General features: G+C 68.6%; 21 protein-coding genes. 8 read left to right on the plus strand and 13 right to left on the minus strand.

What is annotated here, in order from left to right; translation table 11 throughout:
* Positions 1-52: 52 nt before the first annotated feature.
* Complete coding sequence (locus MC380_RS16390; protein ID WP_242166004.1) at positions 53-1,228, minus strand: phosphoglycerate kinase; 1,176 nt, start codon at positions 1,226-1,228, stop codon at positions 53-55.
* Positions 1,229-1,334: 106 nt separating this feature from the next.
* On the opposite strand from MC380_RS16390, the gene MC380_RS16395 reads away from it, so the two are divergent.
* Positions 1,335-2,858 (plus strand): glycosyltransferase family 39 protein, encoded by a 1,524-nt coding sequence (locus tag MC380_RS16395; RefSeq protein WP_242166006.1) that lies wholly within the window; start codon positions 1,335-1,337, stop codon positions 2,856-2,858.
* A gap of 59 nt (positions 2,859-2,917) precedes the next feature.
* Here MC380_RS16395 and gap read toward each other — a convergent pair whose 3' ends face one another.
* On the minus strand, positions 2,918-3,922 hold the full coding sequence (gap, locus tag MC380_RS16400) for a type I glyceraldehyde-3-phosphate dehydrogenase (protein WP_242101353.1): 1,005 nt from the start codon (positions 3,920-3,922) through the stop codon (positions 2,918-2,920).
* 178 nt (positions 3,923-4,100) lie between these two features.
* On the opposite strand from gap, the gene MC380_RS16405 reads away from it, so the two are divergent.
* The 5 genes from MC380_RS16405 to MC380_RS16425 all read left to right on the plus strand — a co-directional run bounded on the left by MC380_RS16405 (position 4,101) and on the right by MC380_RS16425 (position 9,381).
* Positions 4,101-4,721: an OmpW family outer membrane protein gene (locus MC380_RS16405; protein WP_242166008.1), complete on the plus strand. Its 621-nt coding sequence runs from the start codon at positions 4,101-4,103 to the stop codon at positions 4,719-4,721.
* A gap of 68 nt (positions 4,722-4,789) precedes the next feature.
* Positions 4,790-5,704: a S1/P1 nuclease gene (locus tag MC380_RS16410; protein WP_242166010.1), complete on the plus strand. Its 915-nt coding sequence runs from the start codon at positions 4,790-4,792 to the stop codon at positions 5,702-5,704.
* Positions 5,701-6,567 carry an MBL fold metallo-hydrolase gene (locus tag MC380_RS16415; protein WP_242101356.1) on the plus strand — a complete coding sequence of 289 codons (867 nt, stop codon included), beginning with the start codon at positions 5,701-5,703 and terminating at the stop codon, positions 6,565-6,567. The genes MC380_RS16410 and MC380_RS16415 overlap by 4 nt, the downstream gene beginning before the upstream one ends.
* A 55-nt stretch (positions 6,568-6,622) precedes the next feature.
* Positions 6,623-7,372: a sulfite exporter TauE/SafE family protein gene (locus tag MC380_RS16420; RefSeq protein WP_242101357.1), complete on the plus strand. Its 750-nt coding sequence runs from the start codon at positions 6,623-6,625 to the stop codon at positions 7,370-7,372.
* Positions 7,373-7,407: 35 nt separating this feature from the next.
* Complete coding sequence (locus MC380_RS16425) at positions 7,408-9,381, plus strand: acetyl-CoA hydrolase/transferase C-terminal domain-containing protein (protein WP_242166012.1); 1,974 nt, start codon at positions 7,408-7,410, stop codon at positions 9,379-9,381.
* A 104-nt stretch (positions 9,382-9,485) separates the two neighbouring features.
* Here MC380_RS16425 and MC380_RS16430 read toward each other — a convergent pair whose 3' ends face one another.
* Both MC380_RS16430 and MC380_RS16435 read right to left on the minus strand, forming a co-directional pair.
* Positions 9,486-9,986 carry a hypothetical protein gene (locus MC380_RS16430; RefSeq protein ID WP_242101359.1) on the minus strand — a complete coding sequence of 167 codons (501 nt, stop codon included), beginning with the start codon at positions 9,984-9,986 and terminating at the stop codon, positions 9,486-9,488.
* Between the two features lie 78 nt (positions 9,987-10,064).
* Positions 10,065-11,006: a LysR substrate-binding domain-containing protein gene (locus MC380_RS16435; RefSeq protein ID WP_277930014.1), complete on the minus strand. Its 942-nt coding sequence runs from the start codon at positions 11,004-11,006 to the stop codon at positions 10,065-10,067.
* 190 nt (positions 11,007-11,196) lie between these two features.
* On the opposite strand from MC380_RS16435, the gene MC380_RS16440 reads away from it, so the two are divergent.
* Together MC380_RS16440 and MC380_RS16445 are read left to right on the plus strand one after the other, a co-directional pair.
* A complete protein-coding gene (locus MC380_RS16440) occupies positions 11,197-12,162 on the plus strand; it encodes a DUF1579 domain-containing protein (protein ID WP_242166016.1) in 966 nt (321 codons plus the stop codon).
* 39 nt (positions 12,163-12,201) lie between these two features.
* Positions 12,202-13,110 carry a hypothetical protein gene (locus MC380_RS16445; protein ID WP_242166018.1) on the plus strand — a complete coding sequence of 303 codons (909 nt, stop codon included), beginning with the start codon at positions 12,202-12,204 and terminating at the stop codon, positions 13,108-13,110.
* Between the two features lie 60 nt (positions 13,111-13,170).
* On the opposite strand, the gene tkt is transcribed toward MC380_RS16445, so the two are convergent.
* The 9 genes from tkt to MC380_RS16490 all read right to left on the minus strand — a co-directional run bounded on the left by tkt (position 13,171) and on the right by MC380_RS16490 (position 25,645).
* Entirely contained in the window at positions 13,171-15,156 is a 1,986-nt protein-coding gene (gene tkt / locus MC380_RS16450) for a transketolase (RefSeq protein ID WP_242166021.1), read from the minus strand.
* Between the two features lie 76 nt (positions 15,157-15,232).
* A complete protein-coding gene (locus MC380_RS16455) occupies positions 15,233-16,555 on the minus strand; it encodes a dicarboxylate/amino acid:cation symporter (RefSeq protein WP_242166023.1) in 1,323 nt (440 codons plus the stop codon).
* Between the two features lie 108 nt (positions 16,556-16,663).
* Positions 16,664-18,322, minus strand: a complete 1,659-nt coding sequence (locus MC380_RS16460) for a BatD family protein (protein WP_242166024.1) — start codon at positions 18,320-18,322, stop codon at positions 16,664-16,666.
* Complete coding sequence (locus MC380_RS16465; RefSeq protein WP_242166026.1) at positions 18,322-20,079, minus strand: VWA domain-containing protein; 1,758 nt, start codon at positions 20,077-20,079, stop codon at positions 18,322-18,324. The genes MC380_RS16460 and MC380_RS16465 overlap by 1 nt, the downstream gene beginning before the upstream one ends.
* On the minus strand, positions 20,076-21,098 hold the full coding sequence (locus MC380_RS16470; RefSeq protein ID WP_242166028.1) for a VWA domain-containing protein: 1,023 nt from the start codon (positions 21,096-21,098) through the stop codon (positions 20,076-20,078). Before MC380_RS16470 ends, MC380_RS16465 begins: the two co-directional genes overlap by 4 nt.
* On the minus strand, positions 21,095-21,571 hold the full coding sequence (locus MC380_RS16475; RefSeq protein ID WP_242166030.1) for a DUF4381 domain-containing protein: 477 nt from the start codon (positions 21,569-21,571) through the stop codon (positions 21,095-21,097). The genes MC380_RS16470 and MC380_RS16475 overlap by 4 nt, the downstream gene beginning before the upstream one ends.
* Positions 21,572-21,581: 10 nt before the next feature.
* Positions 21,582-22,487 carry a DUF58 domain-containing protein gene (locus MC380_RS16480; RefSeq protein WP_242166032.1) on the minus strand — a complete coding sequence of 302 codons (906 nt, stop codon included), beginning with the start codon at positions 22,485-22,487 and terminating at the stop codon, positions 21,582-21,584.
* Positions 22,488-22,496: 9 nt separating this feature from the next.
* Positions 22,497-23,504 (minus strand): MoxR family ATPase, encoded by a 1,008-nt coding sequence (locus MC380_RS16485; RefSeq protein ID WP_242101370.1) that lies wholly within the window; start codon positions 23,502-23,504, stop codon positions 22,497-22,499.
* A 164-nt stretch (positions 23,505-23,668) separates the two neighbouring features.
* Positions 23,669-25,645: a type IV pilus secretin PilQ family protein gene (locus MC380_RS16490; protein WP_242101371.1), complete on the minus strand. Its 1,977-nt coding sequence runs from the start codon at positions 25,643-25,645 to the stop codon at positions 23,669-23,671.
* Positions 25,646-25,657: the final 12 nt, after the last annotated feature.

Genomic DNA, 25,657 nt, shown 5'->3' on the forward strand with positions numbered 1-25,657 from the left:
GGCAACGCAGCGGCGACCTGCTCGACGGCCGTCCATCGTCAGTTCCGAGGCTTCAAGACGCCCGCGCCTGCAGCGCAGCGACGGCAGGCAGGGTCTTGCCCTCGAGGAATTCCAGAAACGCGCCGCCGCCCGTGGAGATGTAGGAAATGTCGTCGGTGATGCCGTATTTGGCGACCGCAGCCAGGGTGTCGCCGCCGCCGGCGATCGAGAACGCGCTCGAATCTGCGATCGCACGGGCCAGGGTCTGCGTGCCCTTGCCGAAGGCGTCGAACTCGAACACCCCGACCGGTCCGTTCCAGACCACGGTGCCGGCCTTGCGGATCAGTTCGGCATAGCGCGCCGCGGTGTCCGGACCGATGTCCAGGATCATGTCGTCGGCGCCGACCGCGTCCACCGGCTTCACGGTGGCAGGCGCATCGGCTTTGAACTCGGGGGCCACGACCACATCGGTCGGAACCGGGATCTCCGCGCCGCGCGCCTTCGCCTCGGCCATGATCTGCCGCGCGGTGTCGATCAGGTCGGCTTCGACCAGCGACTTGCCGACACCATGGCCCTCGGCGGCGATGAAGGTGTTGGCGATCCCGCCGCCCACGATCAGCTGGTCGACCTTGCCGACCAGAGAGGACAGCAGCTCGAGCTTGGTGCTCACCTTGCTGCCGGCGACGATCGCCAGCAGCGGCCGCGCCGGATGCTCGAGCGCCTTGGCCAGTGCATCGAGCTCGGCCATCAGCAGCGGGCCGCCGGCGGCCTGTTTCGCGAAGCGGATGACGCCGTGGGTGGAAGCCTGCGCGCGGTGCGCGGTGCCGAAGGCATCCATGACGAAGACATCGCACAGGGCCGCGTACTGCTTCGACAGGGTCTCGTCGTCCTTGCCCTCGCCCGGATTCATGCGGCAGTTCTCGAGCAGCACGAGCTGGCCCGGGGCGATCTCCACGCCACCCAAGTAGTCGCGCAGCAACGGCACCTCCCGGCCCAGCAGCTCGGACAGCCGCGCGGCCACCGGCGCCAGCGAGTCGGCTTCGCTCCACTGCCCTTCCTTCGGCCGCCCCAGATGCGAGGTGACCATCACCGCGGCGCCGGCATCGAGCGCCATGCGCAGGGTGGGGATCGAAGCGGTGATGCGCTGGTCGGCGGTGACCTTGCCGTCGGCGACCGGGACGTTGAGATCCTGGCGGATCAGCACACGCTTGCCGGCGAGATCGAGGTCGGTCATGCGGAGGATGGACATCAGGAGGCTCGTGATGGGGGATCGGGTCGCCATTGTCCGCGGCGCGCGAAACGCAGGCAAACTGGTGGCTGGCCTGGATCACCGGCGCCGATGAACCAGGAGCCCGATGCCAGCCGATTCAGCGCCGATCACGACCCTGCCGCGGATCGCCTGGCGCTGGCTGCTCGCGCTTGCGCTCGCGCGTCTGGCGTTGCATGTCGCGACGAACGGCCAGTATGGATTCCATCGCGACGAACTCGCGGTGCTGGACGACGCCCGACAGCTGGCCTGGGGCTATGTCGCCTATCCGCCGCTGACGCCATTCCTGGCGCATGTGTCGATGCAACTGTTCGGCGAGACGACGTTCGGGTATCGGCTCCCGTCGGCGCTGGCGCAGGCGCTGGCAACGCTGCTGGCGGGCCTCATCGCACGCGAGCTGGGCGGAAACCGGACCGCGCAGTGCCTGGCGGCGTTCGTCATCGCATGCGTTCCGTTCTCGATGCTGGCCGGCTCGATGCTGCAGTACACCAGTCCGGATTACCTGTGGTGGGTGCTGGCCGCTTGGCTCCTGCTGAAGCTGGCCACCGGTGGCGACCGGCGCTGGTGGCTCGCACTGGGACTGGTGATCGGCCTGGGCATGATGACCCGCTACACGATGCTGTTCTGCGCGGCCGGGATCGTCGCCGCGGTATTGGCAACGCCGCTGCGCCGCGATCTGCGCAGCCCGTGGCTGTGGGGAGGCGTGACGCTCTCGTTGCTGGTGTTCGCGCCGAATGCGTGGTGGCAGTGGCGGCATGATTTCGTCTATCTCGATTTCGTTGCCCACATCCATGCGCGCGATATGCGCATTGGTCGCACCGAGGGGTTCCTGATCGGCCAGCTGCTGGTCGGCGCGGGCCCGCTGCTGGTGCCGTTGTGGCTAGCAGGCCTGGCCTGGCTGGCGCTGGCGAAGCAGGCCATACGCGGTCGCGTGCTGGCGTGGCTGTACGCCGTGCCCCTGCTGCTGTTCTGGCTGGCCGGTGCGCGCGACTACTACCTGGCGCCCGCATATCCGATGCTGCTGGCGGCCGGCGCGGTGGCGCTGGAAGCCGGGATGTCGCGATTGCGCCCGGCCTTCCGACGCTGGGCCAGCGCCGGCGCGGCAGTGGTGTTGCCGGCGGCGTTCGCCGCCGCGGTCGCGATCGCGTTGCCGGTCTCGCCCATCGGCTCGGCCGGTTGGCGCATCAGCCGCAGCGTGCACGACAATTTCGCCGAGCAGGTGGGCTGGCCGGAACTCGTCGCCCAGGTGGCGCAGGTCTACCACGCATTGCCCGAAGCCGAGCGAAAGCATGCGGCGATCTACGCCAACAATTACGGCGAAGCCGGTGCGATCAACCTCTACGGACCGCGGCTGGGCCTGCCACGCGCGATCAGCGCCATCAACAGCTACTGGTACCGCGGTTACGGCGATCCGCCCCCGACCACGGTGATCGTGCTCGGCGACGATGCCCAAGGCATCAGCGACACGCCCGGAGACTGCACGCTGGCGGGCCGCGTCCGTATACCCCACGGCGTGGAAAACGAGGAAAGCGGGCATCCCGACATCTACCTCTGCCGCAACCTGCGCATCGACTGGGCCAAGGCCTGGCCGCTGATGCGCAGCTTCGGCTGACCGGAAACGAAGAAGCCCCGCACTGGCGGGGCTTCGACGATCGGACGCGGCCTTGCGACTTATTTGCCGGCGACCACGCGCACCATTTCCAGGCACTTGTTGCTGTAGCCCCACTCGTTGTCGTACCAGCTGACCAGCTTGACGAAGGTGGGATCCAGAGCGATGCCGGCGTCGGCGTCGAAGATCGAGGTCCGCGCGTCGCCGCGGAAATCGGTGGCCACCACCTTGTCCTCGGTGTAGCCGAGGATGCCCTTGAGCGCGCCCTCGCTCTGCGCCTTCATCTCGGCCTTGATCTCGTCGTAGCTGGCCGGCTTCTCAAGCTCGACCGTGAGGTCGACCACCGAGACGTCGCTGGTCGGCACGCGGAAGCTCATGCCGGTGAGCTTCTTGTTGAGCTCCGGGATCACCACGCCGACGGCCTTGGCGGCGCCGGTGGACGAGGGAATGATGTTCTCCAGGATGCCGCGCCCACCGCGCCAGTCTTTGTTGCTGGGTCCATCGACCGTCTTCTGGGTGGCCGTGGCGGCATGCACCGTGGTCATCAGCCCGCGCTTGATGCCCCACTTGTCGTGCAGCACCTTGGCCAGCGGCGCCAGGCAGTTGGTGGTACACGACGCATTGGAAATGATCGCCTCGCCCTTGTAGGTCTTGTCGTTGACCCCGTAGACGAACATCGGCGTGTCGTCCTTGGACGGCGCCGACAGGATCACCTTCTTGGCGCCGGCATCCAGATGCTTCTGCGCGGTGGTCTTGTCCAGGAACAGGCCGGTGGACTCGATCACCACCTCGGCGCCGACCTCGTCCCACTTCAGGTTGGCCGGGTCGCGCTCCTGGGTCAGGCGGATCTTCCTGCCGTTCACCACCAGCGCGCCGTCCTCGATCTTCGCCTCGCCCTTGAAGCGGCCGTGCACCGAATCGTAGGCCAGCATGTAGGCCAGGTAGTCCGGCTCGAGCAGGTCGTTGATCGCGACGATCTCGATGTCGTCGGCGAAATTCTCCACTGCCGAGCGCAGCACGTTACGTCCGATGCGGCCGAAGCCGTTGATGCCTACCTTGATCGCCATGGAAGTTCCTGTGAGGGGGAGGGACAGGGGAAAAGACAGATTTTACGCGGTTTTTGGCGGCTTCAGGGCTGCGGCTGCGCTACTCCGCCCGGCGCACAGCCGGATTGACTCTAGTCAAATCCGGCACGCCGGCGAAATGGACACTGGCGCCAGTTCACATCGCCCACGAGGGCCACTCATGTCCAAGCAACTGCCCCCACTCTGCGCCGCGCTCGCGCTCGGCACCCTGGCCACACCGGCCCTCGCCCAGTCCGCCGGCGACTGGACGTTCGGTGTCGGCGTCCACCAGGTCAACCCGAAGTCCGACAACGGATCGCTCGCCGGCAACACCCTCGAGGTCGAGGTCGACGACGACATCAAGCCGACCATCACCGCCGAATACTTCATCCGCGACAACCTGGGCATCGAGGTGCTGGCCTCGTGGCCGTTCGAACACGACATCGCCATCGTCGGTGTCGGCACGGTCGGTTCGACCAAGCAGCTGCCGCCGACCGTGTCGCTGCAATACCACTTCGACGCGGGCAGGGTGCGGCCGTTCGTTGGCGCTGGCGTCAACTACACGATGTTCTTCAGCGAAGACACCCGCGGCGCGCTGGAAGGCACCCGGCTGACCCTGGACGATTCCTGGGGCCTGGCCGCCCATGCGGGCCTGGATTTTGCGATTGGCGAACGCGGCGCGGTGCGGGTGGATGTGCGCTGGATGGACATCGACACGGACGTCGAGCTCGACGGCGCCGACCTGGGCACGGTGCAGATCGATCCGCTCGCCTACGGCGTCGCCTACGTGTTCCAGTTCTGACGCTCGCCCGGCGGTGAATCGCCCCCGTTCCAGTCGGAGCAGGGGGCCTGCTCCGGTAAAGTGGCGGCATGGACCAGACCCCGGCAATCCCAGGCACGATCCAGGCCCCGCCGACGCGTTCACGGCGCCCAGTGCGCCTGCTGTCGCTGACCGTTTTGATCCTGCTGCTTCTGGCCGGCCCGGTGGGCGCGTGGAGCGCGCTGGGCCATCGTCTGGTCGGCGAACTGGCCCAGCGCCACCTGACGCCTCAGGCCCTGTCACAGGTGCAGGCGCTGCTGGCCGACGAGCCCGATCCCAGCCTGGCCGGCGTGGCGACCTGGGCCGACGACCTGCGCAACAGCGATCCGCCGCGCTTCAAGCTGACCTCGAAATGGCATTACATCAATGCCAGGGGCGGAGGGTGCGGTTTCGATGTCGCGCGCGACTGCAGCGAAGGTTGCGTCGTCACCGCGATCGAACGCCAGCGCGCCATCCTGGCCGACGGCAGCCAGCCGCTCGCGGCCCGGCGCGACGCGCTGAAGTTCATCGTCCACTTCGTCGGCGACGTGCACCAGCCGATGCACGCCGGCAACCGCACCGATGCCGGCGGCAACGGCTACCAGATCAGCCTGCGCACCGGCCTTGCGCCCGAAGCCTATGCGAAGGACAAGTACGTCGACGGGGTGATGGGTACCAACCTGCATGCGGTCTGGGACTACTACGTCCTCGGCGAGCGCGGTCTCACCCTGCCGCAGTACGCCGACAAGCTCGACGCCCTGCCCTGGCCGCCCTTGCCGGACCAGCCGCTGTCGCCGCCGCTGGCCTGGGCCGGCGAGTCGTGCCGGCTGATCGACGCGCGCGGCCTGTACCCGCCTGGCCACAAGATGGACCAGACCTATCCCGACGCGATGCGACCGCTGGCCGAGCAACGCGTCAGGCAGGCGGCGTACCGGCTCGCCACCGTGCTGAACGAGACGCTCGGGTCCGCGAACGCAGCGCGATGAAGCCGACGGTCGCCCCGTTCCATCACGCCGGTACCGGCACCTGGAGCTATCTGGCCTGGGATCCGGCCACGCGCGAGGCGGCGATCGTCGATCCGGTGCTGGACTACGACGGCGCCTCCGGCCGCGTCACTTTCGTCTCCGCCCAGGCGTTGGTCGACGCCGCGGCCGCCAGCGGCCTGCAGGTGCGCTGGCTGCTGGAAACCCATGCGCACGCGGACCATCTTTCCGCCGCGCACTGGCTGAAATCGAACCACTACCCGGATGCCGTGCTCGCGATCGGCGCCGGCATCGTGCGGGTGCAGGACACGTTTCGCGCCATCTACAACCTCGACCCCGGGTTTCGCGCCGATGGATCGCAGTTCGACCGGCTGTTTGTGGACGGAGAAACCTTCCGCATCGGCGACCTGCAGGCACGGGTCCTCTCCGTGCCGGGTCATACCAGCGACAGCAGCGCCTATCTGGTCGGCGATGCGCTGTTCACCGGCGATTCGCTGTTCATGCCCGACGGCGGCACCGCGCGCTGCGATTTTCCCGGCGGCGATGCGGCGATGCTGTACGCCTCGATCCAGCGCCTGTACGCACTGCCCGACGAAACCCGGGTGTTCATCTGCCACGACTACGGCCCGGGTGGCCGCGCCCCCGCCTGCGAAACCACCATCGGCGCGCAGAAGCGCGGCAACATCCACGTGCGGGCGGACACCGGGGAAGCCGAGTTCGTGGCCCTGCGCCGGGCGCGCGACGCGACCCTGCCGATGCCGGCGCTGATCATCCCTTCGGTGCAGGTCAACATCCGCGCCGGTGCGTTACCGCAGCCCGAAGACAATGGCGTGCGCTATCTGAAGGTGCCGCTGGACACGCTATGACGGTAACCGTGCGTGCCGAACCGTCGATGTCGCATCGCGGACGCCGGGCTGCGGGATGAGCGAGATCGAACTGCTGCTGACCGCGCTGTTCTTCGCCGTCGCCGTGCTCTATTCCTCGGTCGGCCATGCCGGCGCCAGCGGTTACATCGCCTCGATGGCGCTGCTCGGTTTCGCGCCCGAACAGGTGCGGCCGACAGCGCTCGCGCTGAACCTGCTGGTTGGCGGCATCGGCCTGCTGCGCTGGTGGCGCGGCGGGCATGTGCGCTGGCGCAACGTGCTGCCCTTCGTACTCGCCTCCGCACCGGCCGCGTTCTTCGCCGCACAGATCAGATTGCCGAAGGAGAGCTACTCGCTGCTGCTGGGCCTGGTGCTGCTGGCGGCGGCGATCGGCGTGTTCCGCAGCGCCTCGCGCGCCGAAGCCAGCGACGCGCACGATGCGGGGCGCACCGTTCCGTGGCTTGCGGCGCTGCTGATCGGGGCCGCGATCGGCCTGTTGTCGGGCCTGACCGGCACCGGCGGCGCGATCTTCCTGACCCCGATCCTGCTGTTCGCGCACTGGATGCCCACGCGCGAGGCCAGCGGCACTTCGGTCGCATTCGTCTGGATCAATTCGCTCACCGGCCTGGCCGGGCTGATGCATGCCAGCGGCACCCTGCCCCAGGCCCTGCCGCTGTGGCTGGGCGCGGTCGCGCTGGGCGCGCTGATCGGCACCCAGCTCGGCCTGCGCTGGCTGCCGGTCAGGGGCCTGCGCTACGCCCTGGGGATCGTGCTGCTGATTGCGGCGGGGAAGTTGCTGTTCGCCTGAGTGAAAATTAACAGGACAGCGACGATGATGCCGGCATGACGCAGTCCCGCTTGCCGGCGTTCTTCGACTCCCTCGACGATGCGGTCGCCTCCCTGCTCGCCAGCATTGAAGGCCCGCTCCGGGTCGGCGCGCCGTTGGGGATCGGGAAGCCGCACCGCTTCCTCAACGCCCTGTACGCACGCATCGAAGCCGACCCCTCGCGGTCGCTGACGCTCTACACGGCGCTGTCGCTGGATCCCCCCTCAGGGTCGAGCGCGTTGGAAAAGCGTTTCCTCGCGCCGTTCGTGGCACGCCTGTACGGCGATGACTTCCCGCGCCTGACCTACGTGCAGGCACAGAAGCGCGACGCTCTGCCGGCGCATGTCCACGTCGAGGAGTTCTACCTGCAGTCCGGCGCGTTGCTGGGCTCATCGCAGGCGCAGCGACGCTACTCCAGCCTGAACTACACGCATGTGGCACGTGCACTGGCCGATCGCGGCATGAACGTACTGGTGCAGAAAGTGGCGAGCAACCCGGACGACACCCGGCTGTCGCTGTCGTCCAATACCGACCTCACTTTCGATGCGATCGACGCGATCGTCGCGCGTGGACTGCCGCGGCCGGTGCTGGTCGCCGAGATCGACCCGCAGCTGCCGTGGCTGGACGGCGTGGCCGCGGTGGACGCCGGCTTCTTCGACATGGTGGTCCTGCCGCCTCCGCTGCATTCTGGCGCGTACCCGCCGCTGTTCGCGCTGCCACGCCAGCCGGTCAGCGACGCCGACTACGCCATCGGCTTCTACGCCAGCGCGCTGGTACGCGACGGCGGCACCCTGCAGATCGGGATCGGCGCACTGGCCGATGCGCTCTGCCATGCGCTGGCGCTGCGGCATACGGACAACGCCGCCTACCGGCGCGTGCTGCAGGCGCTGGATTCGGAACTGGAACGCAATGGCGCGGTGGTCGCCAGCGGGGGTCTCGATCCGTTCGAGCGCGGGCTGTACGGCTGCAGCGAAATGATCAACGAGGGCTTCAAGCGCCTGGTCGAATCCGGCGTGATCCGGCGCAAGGTGGTGGACAACGAAGCGCTGATGCGGCGCGTCGCCGACGGCACCGCCGACCTGTCGGACAAGAAGCTGCTCGAACGCGACGGCGAGTTTCTGCATGGCGCGTTCTTCCTGGGCTCGCCCGACTTTTACGACTGGCTGCGTAACCTGGACGCCAGGACCCGGCGCGGCATCGGCATGCGCCGAGTGAGCGAGGTCAACGAGCTCTACGGCGGCAACGAAACGCTTGAACGCCTGCAGCGCCGCGACGCGCGCTTCTTCAACACCTGCATGATGGCCACCGCGCTCGGGGCCGCGGTGTCCGACGGCCTGGAAGACGGCCGCGTGGTCTCCGGCGTCGGCGGCCAGTACAACTTCGTTGCGATGGCGCACGCCCTGCCCGATGCGCGTTCGGCGCTACTGCTGCGCGCCACGCGCGACGAGGGGGGCAGGCCGAAGCCCAACATCCGCTGGAACTACGGCCACACTACGATCCCGCGCCATCTGCGCGATCTCTACATCACCGAATACGGCATCGCCGACCTGCGCGGCATGGCCGACGAGGACTGCGTCATCGCCATGTCCGCGATCAGCGATGCGCGTTTCCAAACGCAGCTGCTCGATCGCGCAAAGACCCATCTGAAGCTGGACAAGGACTTCAAGGCTGCCGACGCGTGGAAACGCAATACGCCTGGGCGCCTGCGTGATGCCCTGGCGTCGCTGCGCGCCGACGGCACCTTGCCGGACTATCCGCTGGGCAGCGATTTCACCGCGGCCGAACAGCGCCTGGTCAAGGCATTGGGCTGGCTCAGGGCCAATACGGCCACGCCCTGGGCGAAGGCAATGACGCTGTTCCGCTCGACCTTCGCGGGCCGGACCGCCGACCGCGAAGCGCTGGCGCGCATGCAGCTGGACAAGCCGCAGGGGCTGCGCGAGAAGCTGCTGACCCGGCTGGTGGCGTACGCGCTCAACAGCACACGCGGCTGAGGCGGGCCGTGTTCAAGCGATCGCTTGTCGCCGTGCCACGCTACGGCCGCGGGTTCGCGCGCATTTCGCGCCGTGCGCGGCCATCGGCCGCGACGCGCGCAGCCTCAGCGGTTCCGGCGCCGCCGCGGTTGCCATGCGGCGCGCAGCCGCTCCAGGCCCTCGTGCCTGTCGGCCGATTCCAGCAGCGCGTAGCCGAGCGTCGCCGCGGTCATCAGGCTCTCGCTCAGCGCCGAATGCGCGTGCGAGGCGCGGTCGCCCAACCGCTGCAGGCGCTCCAACCGCGGGCGCAGCTGGTCGAGCGCGCGCAGCATCTCGCCGGCGTCGGCCACGCCCATGCCCTCGGCGTCGAGCTGCGGGTTGAGCACCAGACGCATCAGCGTCTCGCGGCAGAACCGCTCGGCATCGCCCTGCAATCGGGTTTCCGGCATCGGCTGGAACGAGCGCAGGGTCGGCCGTCCCGGCAACTCCTCATCGTCCTCGTCGCATTCCTCGTCGACCGTGAGCAGGCGCTCCAAGTGCGATTCGACGACATCCATCGCCTCGTCGATTGCCCGCAGCTTCCGCAGGCTCATGGTGAGGGAAAGCCGCTGGTCGTCTTCGTTCATGTGCAAGTCCCTTGCATGTGGCACGCGCCGCCCTGTGATCTGCGATCGCGGCGAGCGGATTCTGGCAGATCGGCGCGATCACGGCGCGCTGGGACCGGGCAACCGGGGCAGGCGCAATCGGATCGCACGCAGTGCGGTGGCCGCCTCGTCGCACAACCATTCCCTGAAACAGGCGATCTTGTGCGCCTGCCTGCGTACGGCCGGATAGGCCAGCCAGAAGCGCCGTCCGTCGGTGGCCACCAGCGGATGCGCGGGGACCAGGCGCCCGGCTTCGATGTCGTCACGGAACAGCACCGGTGAACCCATCGCAATGCCCTGCCCTGCGATCGCTGCGGCGATGTCCAGGTATTCGGCCGAAAAGGTGGTGCCGAAGCGGTCAGGGCGGGGCACGCAATCGGCACCGAGCGCGCGATACCACAGCGCCCACCAGTCGGGCCGACCCAGCAACGGCAACTCGGGTCGCGCCTGCGGATCGGCCAGATCCGCGCAGGCGCCGAGCATCGCCGGCGCGCACAGCGGCATGAACACGCTGGGGAACAGTTCCACAGTCGCCAGCCCAGGCCAGTCGCCATGGCCATTGCGGATGGCAGCATCGAACCGCCCCGACGCCAGGTCCTGGGGCTCGGGCGAGAGATCGAGTTCGAACGCGATGTCCGGATGCCGGGCGCGGAAGCGGCCCAACCTGGGCGTCAGCCAACTCGTGCCCAGCGTGGGCAGGGTGGTGACCGACAGTCGCAACGCATCGACGTCCGCCGCCTTCGCGAAGCTCGCCCGCAGCAGGGCGAAGGCACGGGTAGCCTCTGCCGCCACCAACTCTCCGGCCGCAGTGAGCTCGACGCGCTGTGCATGACGCCGGAACAACTGCATGCCGGTCTGCGCTTCCAGCCGGCGGACGTGGTAGCTGACCGACGCCGCGGTGGTGTCGAGTTCCTGCGCTGCGGCGGCGAAGCTGCCCACGCGCGCGGCCGCCTCAAAGGCACGGATCGAGGCAAGCGAAGGGAGACGCCGATCGTCGACCATAAGTCTGACTTAGGCTGGCGGGTCGACTTCGGGTGGTCAAGGGCCGATGGTCTTGCCACGCTCCAGCGCATCGGAACAACGGGAGAACAGCATGCGCAGACGGAATTTTCTCGCGTCCCTGGCCGCGACGGGAGGATTGACAGCCCTCGGCGTGCCCATGTGCGCGCCTGCCTGGGCAGCGGACCCGGCGATGACGCATGCCCGCGACTGGGCCTGGCTGCGCGGTACGTGGAAGGTCTGGCATCGGCGGCTCAAACACCGCCTTGCGGGTGACCACACCTGGGAGGAATTTCCCGGGCGTAGCGCGATGTGGCTGACCATGGACGGGCTGGGCACGATCGACGACAACATCGTCGAATTACCTGGCGATGCCTATCGCGGCCTGGGCATCCGCGCGTTCGATGCCGCAGCCGGTTCGTGGTCGATCTGGTGGCTGGACGGTCGCGACCCGACCCGGATCGACCCGCCGGTGCGCGGCACCTTCCAGGGCGACACCGGCACGTTCATCGGCCACGACACGCTGCGCGGAAAGCCCATCGTCATGCGCTTCCGCTGGCGCGACATCAACGGCCCGCGGCCCTGGTGGGAGCAGGCGTTCTCCCCCGACAACGGCGCGAGCTGGGAAGTGAACTGGCGCAACTGGTTCACCCGCACCGCGGCCGAGCCCGCGTTCTTGCCCCTGCGCGACGACGCGCCGCACGACTTCGATTTCCTGGTGGGCCGCTGGCAGGTCCGCCACCGGCGTTTGCGGCAACGATTCGCCGGGAGCCAGGCCTGGGACGCATTCGACGGCACTCTCGTCAACTGGCCGGTGCTGGGCGGCCACGGCAACGTGGGCGACAACCTGATGCGCTTTCCCGACAGCCCGGTGCGGGGTATCGGAATCCGCGCCTTCGATCCATCGACGAAACAGTGGCTCAGCTGGTGGCTCGACGGCAGGTTCCCTGGCGCGATCGGCGCCCCGGTACGCGGCGGGTTTGCCGATGGCATCGGCACCTTCGTCGGCGACGACACCCACGAGGGACGTCCGGTGAAGACGCGCGTGATCTGGTCGCGGATCACGCCGCATTCGGCGCGCTGGGAACAGGCCGGTTCGACCGATGGTGGGGCCACCTGGGAATCGAACTGGATCAGCGACTTCACGCGGCAGTCCTGAGGACGATTCGTGCACCGGACAACCAGACCAGCCCAACCCATGCGCAATCTCCTGCTCGGCCTGGCGCTTACCGTCGTGGCCAGCGCCGGCGTCGCCAGACCAGCCGCGGAGCCGGTACTGGAGATTGTGGGCGAAGCAACGCCGTTCGCGCCTGGTATCGCTTCGACAGTGCACGCCGAGATCCGCCTGACCTTGAGCCCCGACGGCAATACCGCACTCTGGTTCAGCCGCGACCGCCCCGGAGGCGCGGGGGGTTACGACATCTGGATGTCGCGCCGCACCACCGGCGTCTGGGGCGAGGCATCGCCCGTCGCGTTCAATTCGCCTACCCGTGATTTCGATCCGGCGTTCTCGTCGGATGGCCGCTTCGTTTATTTCTGCTCGGACCGGCCCGGCGGCATGGGCGGCGACGATCTGTACCGCGTCGCGGTGACGGGTGCCGGCTTTGGCGCGGTCGAGCATTTGGGCCCAGCCGTGAACAGCGCGGCCAACGAGTTCGCGCCCATGCTCGCACCGCTGGGCGACCGGCTGCTGTTCTCGAGCGACCGCTCCGGCGGCAACGGTGGGCACGACCTGTTCGTGGCAGCGCGCGCGGGAACGGGGTTTGCGCTTGCGCAGCGTGTGCCCGGCGCAGTGAACACTGCGGCGAACGAATTCGATGCCACGTTCTTGCACGATGGCGAAACCGTCGTGTTCGCACGCGCACAGGATTTCCGCCGCGACCGCGTCGACATGTTCGTCTCCTCGCCGCGTGCCGGCCATTACCTCGCAGGCGAACGGCTGCCATCGCCGGCCAACAGCCGTCGTTACGACAGCTACGGCGCGATGCTCGACTGGTCGACCCCGGACACCATCACACTCTCCGCCGAACGTGCTGACGGACAGGGCATGGACCTGTACCGGCTGCGCTACCGCCTGCGGGCGATTGCCCACGACGCTGCCGACTAGACCTGGCCCACGGGCGGCGCTGCGTCGAGCGCAGTCGCCATCCGCAGCTTATGTCCCCCGCTACAGCGCGTTCGCCGCCTGCACGACGTGGTCGACCGTGAAGCCGAAATGCGGGAACAGTTTTTCGGCCGGGGCGCTAGCGCCAAAGCGGTCGATGCCGATCACCGCCCCGTCCAGGCCAACGTACTTGCGCCAGAAGTCGCCGACGCCGGCTTCGATGGCGACGCGTTTGCGCACTGCCTTCGGCAGCACCGCCTCGCGATACGCGGCATCCTGGCGGTCGAAGACATCGGTCGAGGGCATCGATACCACGCGCACCCGATCGCCGAGCTGCGCGGCCGCGTCTATCGCCAGGCCGACTTCCGAGCCGGTCGCGATCAGGATGAGCTCCGGCGTGCCGTTGCTGTCCTTCAACACGTAGCCGCCGCGCGCGATGTCGGCGAGCTGGGCATCGCTGCGTGGCTGGTGCGGCAGGTTCTGGCGGCTGAAGACCAGGCAGCTGGGACCGTCACGGCGTTCGATGGCTGCTTTCCACGCCACTGCCGATTCCACCGCATCGCAGGGGCGCCAGAGGTCGTTATGCGGGATGTATCGCAGGCTGGCGAGGTGCTCGATCGGCTGATGTGTGGGGCCGTCCTCGCCCAGTCCAATCGAATCGTGCGTATAGACGTGGATGGCGCGCGCGCCCATCAGTGCGCTCATGCGCACCGCGTTGCGGGCGTAATCGCTGAACACCAGGAAGGTCGCATCGTAGGGAATGAAGCCGCCATGCAGCGCCAGCCCGTTGCTGATCGCGGTCATGGCGAATTCGCGCACGCCGAAGTAGATGTAGTTGGCGTCCGCATCATCGGTGGCGACCGACTTGCTGCCCTTCCACAGGGTCAGGTTGGAATGCGCAAGGTCCGCCGACCCGCCGACCAGTTCCGGGAGCAGCGGCGCGAAGGCCTCGATCGCCATCTGCGAGGCCTTGCGCGAGGCGACCACCGGGCCATCGGCCTGCAGCCTGGCGATGTAGGCATCGGCGGCCGCAGCAAAACCTTCCGGCAAATCGCCGTGCGAACGGCGCGTGAGTTCATCCGCCTGCTGCGGAAACCGCGCCGCGTAGGCGTCGAACAGCTCGTTCCACTGCGCTTCGCGAAACCGCCCCACATCGCCGACCTTCCAGCCATCGTAGATCGCCTGCGGGATCTCGAATTCGCCGTGCGTCCAACCGAGCGCGGCGCGGGTGGCCGCGACTTCGTCCTTGCCCAGCGGTGCGCCGTGGCTGGATTCCTTGCCGGCCTTGTTCGGCGAGCCGAAGCCGATCGTGGTCCGGCAGCAGATCAGGGTGGGCCTGTCGGACCTCAATGCGGTATCGATCGCGGTCTTGATCTCGACCGCATCGTGCCCGTCCACGTTGCGGATCACGTTCCAGCCGTAAGCCTCGAAACGCGCGGGCGTATCGTCGGTGAACCAGCCATCGGTGTTGCCATCGATACTGATGTGGTTGTCGTCCCAGAACGCGACCAGCTTGTGCAGGCCCCAGGTGCCGGCGAGCGAGGCGGCCTCGTGCGAGATGCCTTCCATCAGGCAGCCGTCGCCCATGAACACCCAGGTGCGGTGATCGACGATCGCCAGCTCGGGACGGTTGTAGCGCTGTGCCAGCAGCTTCTCGGCCAGGGCGAAACCGACCGCGTTGGCGAAGCCCTGCCCCAGCGGCCCGGTGGTGGTTTCAACCCCGCAGGTCATGAAGTTCTCGGGATGGCCCGGGGTCTTCGACTCCAGCTGACGGAAGTGCTTCAGGTCATCGATCGTCAGCGGGTAGCCGGACAGATGCAGCAGTGCGTACTGCAGCATCGAACCATGCCCGTTGCTGAGCACGAAGCGGTCGCGGTTGAACCACTTGGGATTGGCCGGGTTGTGCTGCAGGTAGTCGTTCCACAGCACTTCGGCGATGTCGGCCATGCCCATCGGCATGCCCGGATGGCCGGAGTTGGCGGCCTGCACCGCGTCGGCGGCGAGGAAACGGATGGCGTTGGCAAGGTCGCGGCGGCTGGGCGTCGTCATGGGTCACTAGGCAATGGGGAATGTCCCGCGGACGGTGCGGGCGGCCTATTGTCCCATGGCCGGGCGACCGACCGGCTCAAACGGCCAGATCGCCTTCGTCGGCCAGGGAGGGCGCGTCGGCCTCGCCCTTCGACACCAGCGCGGCAATGCCCAGGTCGCCGGTGACGTTGACCGTGGTGCGGCACATGTCGAGCAGGTGGTTGACGCCCAGCACCAGCCCGATTCCCTCCGGCGGCACGCCGACCATGGCGCAGATCAACGCCACCACCGGCAGCGAGCCCGATGGCACGCCGGCGGTGCCGATGCCGCCCAGGATGCACACCAGCATCACCATGACCTGCTGGCCGATCGACAGCTCCACGCCGAAGAACTGGGCGAGGAACAGCACCGTCACGCCTTCGAACAGGGCGGTGCCGTTCTGGTTGGCGGTGGCGCCGATGGTCAGCACGAAGCGCGAGATCCGTCGCGGAAGGCCCAGCTCGCTATCGGCGATCCGCAGCGCCGTGGGCAGCGTGGCGTTCGACGAGGCGGTGGAGAACGCCATCAGCATCGCTTCCTGCGAGCCGCGGAAGAACCGGACCGGCGAGTAGTTGCCGAACACCTTGAGCGCGATCGGATAGATCACGAACAAATGGATCGCCAGCGCCCCGACCACCACGAGCACGTATGCGCCGAGCCGGAACACCAGGTCCCAGCCGAACAGCGCGGCCAGGTTGAACATGAAGCAGAACACCGCGTACGGCGCCAGCCGGATCACCAGCCCGATCAGGGTCATCGAAACCTCGAACAGGCCCTCGATGCCGCGCTTGAGCGTGGCGATCGCCGGCGTCTCCCTGCTCATCACGATGCCGATACCGAACATCAGCGCGAAGAACATCAGCGCCAGGATGCTGGCGTTGCTTGAGGCCGCGCCGATCACGTTCTGCGGCACGATCGCCAGCAGCATGTCCATGCCCTTGGGCTGCTCTGCGCTGTCCTTGACGATGGCTTGCGCGCGTTCGGCGCTTTCGCTCAGCAGCTGCTGTGCCTGCACCGGGTCGACGCCGGCACCGGGCTTGAACACATTCACCATCACCAGGCCCAGCAGCACCGCGATGCCCGAGAGCAGGACGGTGTATGCCAGCGTGCGCCAGCCGATGCGCCCGAGCGAGCGGATGTCGCCCATTTCCGACACGCCCACCACCAGCGCGGAGAACAGCAGCGGCACGATCAGCATGAAGATCAGGCTGAGGAACAGCGTGGAAAAGGGCTGGGTGACGTAGCGGGTCAGCGTCTGCACCCATGGCGCCTCGGTGCCCACGCTGTAGTACACCAGCAGGCCGAGCGCCAGGCCGGCGACGAAGCCGATCGCGATCTTCCAGTGCAGCGGCATGCGCGGCTTGGCGGCGGATGCGGACATGCGGAACTCCGTGTGGATCGAACCGCGGCAGCTTAACCGACCGCGCCGGGGTGCGATCACATCACGGGCTGCGTACGCTCGGGCTCGCGCTGGCGAGCGCCTCAACCGTCAATCGCGACCCGGATACAGCGGCGCCAGCAGCGGTGCGGCGCGCTTCCCCGCCCTGCGCCATGCGGGCGCACGCTTGAAAGCATGGCGCAACTGCGACAGCGCAGCATCCGGATCGCCGTTGCCCCAGCGCGCCTGCTGCAACGCACGCACGGCGGTCACCTGTGCACGATCCTCGAGCCGGTCGCAGACCGCATCCAGATCGGGGGCTGCTGGCGTCGCGGAGGCGCGCAGTGCCTCGGCCACGGCGCCTAGATCGCCGCCCGCAAGCGCCTGTTTGAGGTCGACCGTGCGTGTGTGTGTGCTGGCCGCTGCGGCGGGCGCCGGGTCGCTTGCCTGCTCAGCCGTCGTGGCGTGCGTCCGCCGATGCAGGCCCCACCACAGCGTCGCCAGCCATAGCAATGCGAACACCACCGTGGCCAGCGCCCAGGCATGCACCGCGCCCTGTACGAACGGCACCTCGATCCAGCGCTGGCGCGGATGCTCCGTTGCCGGCGCTGCCGTGACATCCGCAGCCTGAGCGTTCGTCCCAGGCGCGACGTCGAAGCTCGCGTCCGGCAGCGACGCCGTGCGTAGGGCTCCGGCCTGCACGTCCCACCAGTCCATCCGCGGGCCGGGCACGCGCAACGGACCCGGGCGTGACGGCACCACCGAGAACTTGCGCACCACGCGCACTTGCGGACGGCCCTGTTCGAACGACTCGGCGATCTGCGGGGGATCGGCAAAGACCTGCGCACCGGCGACGCTGCCCAGCTGCAACTCGGGCAGCTGGGTGGCGCTGGCGCCGTCCACGCGCGCTTCCACCGTGATGTTCGCCGCTTCGCCCGCACGTGCGGCCTGTGGCGTGGAGAGATATTGCAGGTTGAGCCCGCGCAACGGCAGCCAGGGCTGCGGTGCGTTCGCCGGCATCGGCCGCACCTGCAGCGTGCGCGGCGCGCCGCGTGCGCCGAGGTCGCGGCGGCCATCGCCAAACAGGTCGTCGAAGAACCCGCCCACGCCGACCCCCCGGAAGCGCGCACCGGGAATTGCGAGCGCACCGCTGCGTTCGGGAATCAGCAGGTAGCGTCGTTCGACGACGGTATAGCGCTTGCCGGCGACCTCGCGCTGGAATTGCAGGTCATCGCCTACCCGCTGCAGCGTGGCGCCTTGTGGGGCATCCTGGTCGAGCTGGCCGGAAATCAGCGAAGTCGCGTAGTACAGGCGCACGGTGTAGCCGACGGCCTGTTGCACGTACGGCGAATCCGCATCGGCCTGCGACTCGATGAACACGGTGCCGCCCGCGCGCGCCGGCGCGGGCGCGGCCGCCGAAACGCGCAGCTGCAGCGGCTGGGTGCGTTCGCCACCCACCGCCAGCGCAGGGATGCCAATGACCCCTCCGCGCAATGGCCGCAGCGCGACGGCGAACAGCACGCGACTGCGGCTGGCGCCGTTCACGATTTCGACCCGTCGGCTGCTGGTGTTGCCGGTCACCTCGAAATCCGGATACAGCGGCGAATAATCGGGGGTCGCCGCCGTGGCCTGGTCGGTTTCGATGTTGAGCGTGGCCGTCTCGCCCGCACCGATGCGATCGCGGTCGAGCCAGGCGCGCACTTCGGCGAACGCGGGGCTCGACAGCAACCATAGGGCCAGCAACGCACAACGCAGCAAACGACGCGCCATCAGTCCTCACCTCGCGCCTGGCGGCGCTCGTATTCCAGCTGGAACTTGGCGCGCAACAGCGCGCCCGGATCGTCGGGCACGCGGCGCAGCCAGGCTTCGTTGGCGATACCGCGCTCTCGCTGCGCAGCCTGTTCGGCGCGGTCCGGCTTTCCTTTTACGTCCTGGCCGCTGTTGGTCTGCCTCTGCTGTTCCAGCGCGCGCTGCATGCGCTGGCGCTGGGCCGCATCGGCGGCACGCTGCTGGGCCGGATCCTGCGTCGGCGGCTCTGCCGGCGAGCCCGTGTCTGCCTTGCCTTCCTGCTGGCTGTCCTGCTGCGGCGGCTTGCGCGCCTGCTGCGCGTCCTGCCCGCCCTCGCCAGGATCGCCCTGCGAGCCGGGGCGCGCCTGCGACTGCCCCGGTTGCGATTGCCGCGGATTCGGCTGGTTCTTGTTCGCGCCTTGCGGGGGCTTGCGCTTCATTGCCGCTTCGACCGCCTTGCGGTTCGCTAGGGCATCCTCCATGCCCGGCCGCCCTGCCAACGCGCGGTCGTATGCGGCGATGGCTTCTTCGTACCGGCCCTGCCTGGCGAGCGCGTTGCCGAGGTTGTAGGCGCCATCGGGGTTGTCCACGTCCGCAAACGCGCGGGCGGCAGCGGCGAAATCTTGCTTGCGATACGCCTGCTGGCCCTGTTGCATCCGCGCGTAGGCCTGCTGGTCCGGGCGCCGCCACAGGCTGGAGCGATTCGACGCGTCGTCCTCAGCATGCACCGGCGGCACAGGCAGGCACAGGCATAGCGCGAAGACCGCCAGAACCCCACCGCGCCGGAACGCCAGCGCCGCCAGCAACAGGAGTGGCGGCAGCAGCCAGTAGCCTTCGTCCAACCAGGTCGCCTGCTTCTCGCCCTGCGCCGAGCGCGCACCGGCCTGCACCGGATCCAGCACGCCGAGCGCGTCCAGGTCGCCGGAACCGGCCGTTAATACCTGGTAGCGACCCCCGCCGGCGCGGGCAACCGCCTGCAGCGAACGCGGATCCAGCCGCGCCTGGCCGATGCTGCCGTCGGGCCTGCGGAAGGCCGCGCCAGCGGCGCTGCCCATACCCAGCACGGATACGCGATAGCCCGCCGTGGCTGCCTGGGCGGCCGAATCCCGCGCATCGGCATCGGTTTCGCCGGTCAGCAGCAGGATGTCGCCGCGGTCGAATCCGGCCTGGCGCAGCAATCGCTGCGACCATGCGATCGCGCGGCCCGCGCGACTGCCGTCCTCGGGCATCACATCCGGATCCAGCGCGTCCAGGAACAGCGCGATATTGGCCACGTCGTCGGTCAGCGGCGCCACGGTGTACGCATCTTCGGCATAGGCCACCAGCGCCACCTGGCCGCCCTGTCGGTCCTTGAGCAGCTGCGCGATCTTGGCGCGCGCCTGCGCCAGGCGCGAAGGGGGCAGATCACCGGCCAGGGTCGCGCTGGACAGATCGAGCGCCACCACCAGCGGCGCACGCGTCTGCCACAGGGGCTGCTCCACGCGGCGCCAGCTCGGTCCCGCCATCGCGATACAGGCCAGCGCCAGCCCGAGCAGGGCCAGCCAGCGGCCGGTGCGTGCCTGCGTGGAGACGCGGGCCTCGAGCAGGTGCGGCAGCAGATGCGGATCCACCGCCTCGCGCCACACGCTCTGCTGACCGCGCCGCGACTGCCAGCCCCAGGCCAGCAGCGGCAAAGCCAGCAGGCCCAGCAGCCACAGCGGGCGCAGGAAGTGGAGGCCGTCGATGCCCAGGGCGCTCATGCCAGCCTCCGCCGAGGCCAGGCCGCCGCAAGCAATCCCAGGGCAAGCGATGCCCCCAGCGGCCAGGCGTAGCGCTCGATGCGCGGGCGCACGCTCTGGCCCGGACGCTCCACCGGCTCGAGCCGGTCGATCTCGGCATAGATGCCGACCAGCTCATCGGTATCGCGCGCACGGAAGGCGCGCCCGCCGGTGATATCGGCAATGCGCTTCAGGCCGGCTTCGTCGGTCATGTCGTCGCCGCCGGGCATGCGCAACGGCACCCCGAATACGTTCAGGCCTGCGCCATAGCCGCCGAAAGCAATGGTGTGGATGCGCACGCCTTCGTCGCGCGCCAGCTCCGCGGCCTTCTGCGGTTCCAGCGCGCCGGCGGTGTTGACGCCGTCGGTCAGCAACACCAGGACGCGCTGGCCCGAAGGCAGCGCGCGCAGGCGCTTGGTCGCCAGGGCAATGGCGTCGCCGATCGCCGTCTCGCGCCCGGCCAGGCCGACCATGCTGTCCTGCAGCTGCTGGCGCACGGTGTCGCGATCCAGGGTGAGCGGCGCGAGGACGAAGGCACGCTGGCCGAACACGATCAGCCCGACGCGGTCGCCGGCGCGGCGATCGAGAAAATCGGCCAGCACCGCCTTGGCCGCGGTCAGCCGATCGACCACGTCACTGCCCAGCTGCATGTCTTCCTCGCCCATGCTGCCGGACAGGTCGACCGCCAGCATCAGGTCGCGCCCCGCCTGCGGTGGCTGCAGCATCGGCCCGAGCAGCTGCGGCCGCGCCGCAGCGATGCACAGCAACCCCCAGGCCAGCCATGCGAGCAGGCCGACCCCGCGCGCGCGCGCCGGGCCCGCGCGACCGGCGATGCCATCGAGACGTTTGCCGAATGGAACCTTCAGCGCCGCCGCCGACGCATCGGCTACCGGCGGCAGGAGCCTGCGCAGCAGCCACGGCACCGGCAGCGCCAGCAGCAGCCATGGCCAGGCGAAGCCGTCGAAATCCTGCGGAAGCCATTGCGCCAGCCAGCTGGTCATCGCCCGGCGCCCATCCACTGCAGGAAACGCATGCGCGCAATCGTTCGCAGGCCAGCGACATCGGCTTCGGACACGTCGCGACGGAACGCACCTTCGACCAGTACGGCCCCTGTCCCGGCGGCAAACACCGGCTGCTTCAAACCCGCATCTAGGAAATGCAGCCAGTCTTCCCCTTGCAGCGTGTCGGCATTGGGATCGCGACGGCGTGCGGCGCGCCGCAGCAGTTCGGACATGGCGGCAATCTGGGCGGTGGGCGAGTCGGCCTGGGCCAGCGCATCATCGAACAGCCTGGCGATCGCGCGTTCGCGTCTGCGTCGACGCAGGCGCAATACCAGCAGGATCGCCGCGGCGGCGGCCACGACCGCGAGCAGCAGCCACCAGCCCGGCGCCGGCGGCCACCAAGACGGCGCGCTTGCGGCATGGATGTCGCGCAGTACGAGTCCGTCCGTCTGCATCGTCGCGTCCTGGGTCATCCTGCCTGGTTCATGCCGCCCGCGCGCGGCCGAGCAGGGGCAGCCAGGACTCGCTGGGGGCGTCCGTGGACAGCATCTGCACGCGCACGCCGCGCGCGGGCAGCTGCGCCAGCGCGGCTTCCACCGGGGCCACGAACTCCTGCCGCCAGCGCTGGCGCTGCCCCGACACGGCCAGGTCCAGCTGCACGCGATGCGACTCGACACCACGGCCGCCGGAGACGAACGGGAGGCTCGCCTGCGGCGGTCGCTGCTCCAGCGGGTCGGTGATCAGCAGCACGATCACCTCGTTGTGCATCGTGAGCGCCGGCCAGCGCTCGGCCGGCAGCGCCGCAATGCTGGCCGGATCGGCCAGTACCACCAGGCGTGAACCCGGGCGCAGCAGGCGCCTGGCATGATCCAGGGCGACACCGAGCCCGGCGTCTTCCTCCGGCGCGGCGGCATACCATCGGGTCAGCGCATCGAGCACCCGCAACGCGCCGCGCGGACCCGCCGCGGGCGGCACCGGCGCTTCCTTCAGCGAACCGCGCAGCGCCGCGACCCGATCGCCGTCGCGCACGGACGCCCACACGGCGACCGCGCCGGCGCGGGCCGCCTGCACCGACTTGAATCGGGTGCGGGTGCCGAAATACAGCGCCAGCGCGGTGTCGGCGACCACCAGGGTCAGACGCTCGCGCTCGGCCTGGAACAGCTTGGTATGCGGCTTGCCGCTACGCGCGGTCAGGCGCCAGTCGATATGACGGGCATCGTCGCCCTGCGCGTACTCGCGTGACTCGGCGTATTCCATGCCGCGTCCGCGCAGCGGCGAAAGTGCGTGTCCGCTGGTGCCGTGACGACCGCGTTTCGGCGGCCGGCGCCCTTGCGCCGCACCGCGCAATGCGACCAGTTCGGCCAACGTCGGCACGACGCCGTCAACCATGACGGGCGTTCATGGCAGCGGTACCTGCTTGACCAGTTCGGCGACCAGGCGCTCGCCATCCCAGCCTTCGGCCGTGGCTTCGTAGCTGGGCAGCACGCGATGGCGCAGCACGTCCGGCGCGACGGCGCGCACGTCGTCCGGAGTGACGAAATCGCGACCGGCGAGCCAGGCCCGCGCGCGCGCGCAGCGTTCCAGCGCGATCGAACCGCGCGGACTGGCGCCCCAGGCGATGCGCCGCGCCAGGTCGGCGTCGTAGCGGCCGGCATCGCGCGAAGCGAGTACCAACTCCACCAGATAGCGCTCCAGCGCCGGCGCGACGTGCAGATCCAGCACCGCCTCGCGTGCGGCAAACACGTCTGCGAGCGGCAGCCGCTCCGGCGGTTCGCCGGATGCGTGCATCGCGGCGCGCGCGCGATTGCGGGCCAGGCGCAAAATTTCGGTTTCGGCTTCGACCTCGGGGTAGCCGATGCGTACATACATCAGGAACCGGTCCAGCTGCGCCTCGGGCAGAGGGAATGTGCCTTCCTGCTCGATCGGGTTCTGCGTCGCCATCACCAGGAACAGCTGCGGCAGGGGGTAGGTATGCCGGCCGACGGTGACCTGGCGTTCGCCCATGGCCTCGAGCAGGGCGGACTGCACCTTAGCTGGCGCGCGATTGATCTCGTCGGCCAGCAGGACCGGGTGGAAGATCGGGCCGGGCTGGAATTCGAAACGTCCGTCCTGCGGGCGCCAGACCTCGGTCCCGGTCAGGTCCGCCGGCAACAGGTCGGGGGTGAACTGCACGCGCGCGAAATCGGCCTCCAGCCGCGCCGCCAGCGCCCGGATCGCGCTCGTCTTGGCCAGCCCGGGTGCACCTTCCACCAGCAGGTGGCCGTCGGCCAGCAGCGCGATCAACAGCCGCTCGATCAGCGCGGATTGGCCCACGATCTCAGACGACAGGTCCTCTCGGAGCCGGATGAACGCGTCGTGCAGGCGCGCATTGGTACCGGTCGAAAGCTCGTCGCTACGGCTATCCATGGGGTGGCGGTCTCGAGGCGACGGCAAGGCCCGTCGGGGCCATTTTGACCCGGCGGAGGCACAAGGGTTCCAGTGCCGTGCACGGGAGACGTCAGCATGCTCCGATGCTGCAAAAGCAAACGGGCCGTTTCCGGCCCGTTTGCGTAGTTCTAACAGCAGCCCCCTCAGAGCCGCTGGGCGACCCGCAGCACCTTCGGCGTGACGAAGATCAGCAGCTCAGCCTTGTCCTTGGAGCGACCGCGCTTCTTGAACAGATTCCCGAGGATTGGGATATCTCCGAGGAACGGCACCTTCGATAGATCGGACTGGCTCTTGAATTCGTACACGCCGCCGACCACGACGGTCTGCCCGTCCTCGACCAGGATCGCAGTATTGACTTCGCGCTTGGCGATGGACGGGACTTCACCGAACCCGGTGTCGACGAAGCCGGCGACTTCATCTTTCTTGACGTTCATGTTCAGGAAGACGCGGCCGTCGTTGGTGATCGTGGGCGTCACCCGGAGCTCCAGCAGGGCTTCCTTGAACTGAACCTGCGGGACTTGGCTTGCGCCGGTGCCGCTGCCCGTGATGGTCAGGTAACCGACTTCCTCACCCTGGCGGATCACGGCTTCCTTCTGGTTGCTGGTCACGATGCGCGGATTGGAAATTACTTCGCCGCGGCCTTCGGTCTGCAGTGCGGAAAGCTCGATGTCCAGCATGTAACCCGCATTAAGGATCGAGAGCGCCAGCGAGCCGGCGTTGGAGAGCGAGGACGGGAGGTTGACGTTGAGGCCCCGCACGGGCCGCTGGGATTTGCGGATCGGAGGTTGACCGCGCGTGGCCTCCGGTTCGTTCAGCCAGGCACGGAGTGCCTCCGCATACGCGACATCCAGTGCGTCCTGCCCGGCGAGCATCTGCGAGTTGCTGGCGAGATTGCCGCTGAAAAGAACATCATCCTTGCGCCCGCTCAATCCGAACTTAGCCCCCAGCTCGCGCGCGAACGACTCGTTGGCGATCACGATCCGCGCCTCGATCACCACCTGATCCACCGGCTTGTCCAGCACGGCGACGATGTTCTTGATGTCCTGGACCCGCTTGGGGATGTCGATGACCAGCAGGGTGTTGGTGCGGCGATCGAAGCTGAGGCTGCCACGCGGCGACAGGAAGCCGCGCTGGTTAAGGCCGCCCTGGCCGCCTGCGACGCCCCCTCCACCGCCGCCGCCCGTGCTGTTCTTGCTTTCGTCAGTCAGCAGCTTGGCAATGTCCTCGGCGCTGGAGTAGCTCAGCGGGATGTATTCGGTGATCAGCTCGGCGCCGTTGTCCAGATTGATGCGCGCCATCTGGATGTCTTGTTCGTACTTGGCGATCTCGGCCTGCGGAGCTACCCAGACCACGTTGCCGCTGCGGCGCTTGTCCAGGCCCTTGGCCTGCAGCACGATGTCCAGCGCCTGGTCCCACGGCACGTCCAGCAAGCGCAGGGTCACATTGCCCTGCACCGTGTCGGCGGCGACGATGTTGAGGTTGGCTTCGTCGGCGATGATCTGCAGCACCGAGCGCACGGACACGTCCTGGAAGTTGAAGGTCAGACGCTTGCCGGTATAGACCTGCGGCACCACGCCGACCTGTCCTGTCGCGGCCACGCCGGCCGCGGCCGAGCCCACGGCGCGCGCAGGCACGTTCGCGGCGCGCGGCACGATCTCGACCACGTAATCGCGCCCGGTCTGATAGGCCATCGATTCGAACGGGCCGGTCGTGCTCAACACGATCTGGGTGCCGCTGCCGCTGCGGTTGGCGTCGATGCGCTGCACCGGCGTGGCGAAGTCGGTGACGTTGAGCGGTTTCTGCAGGTTCGCCGGCAGCTGTGCGTTGCCGACATCGATCATCACCTGCGAACCCTGGGTGCGCATGTCCGGCATCGCGCCATCGCCGCTGAAGCGCAGGATCAGGCGCCCCGCGCCCCCATCGCCGCGCTTGAAGTCGATCCCGGACACGGCCACCGCGCCCGGCGACTGCTTGGCCGGGTCGAGCCCGGCAGCGGGTGCGACCTGGCCCATGGTGGCCACGACAGGCGCCGGCGTCGCGTGCAGCGCGCTGCTGGCGGCAATCAGGCCCAAGGCCACGCCAGTCAGGCTCGCACGCAGGTTGGTCTTCACGGTCATCATGCCTGTCCCCTA

Origin of the sequence: Lysobacter sp. M15 (assembly GCF_022662515.1) — a bacterium.
Lineage (GTDB): Bacteria > Pseudomonadota > Gammaproteobacteria > Xanthomonadales > Xanthomonadaceae > JAKPBU01.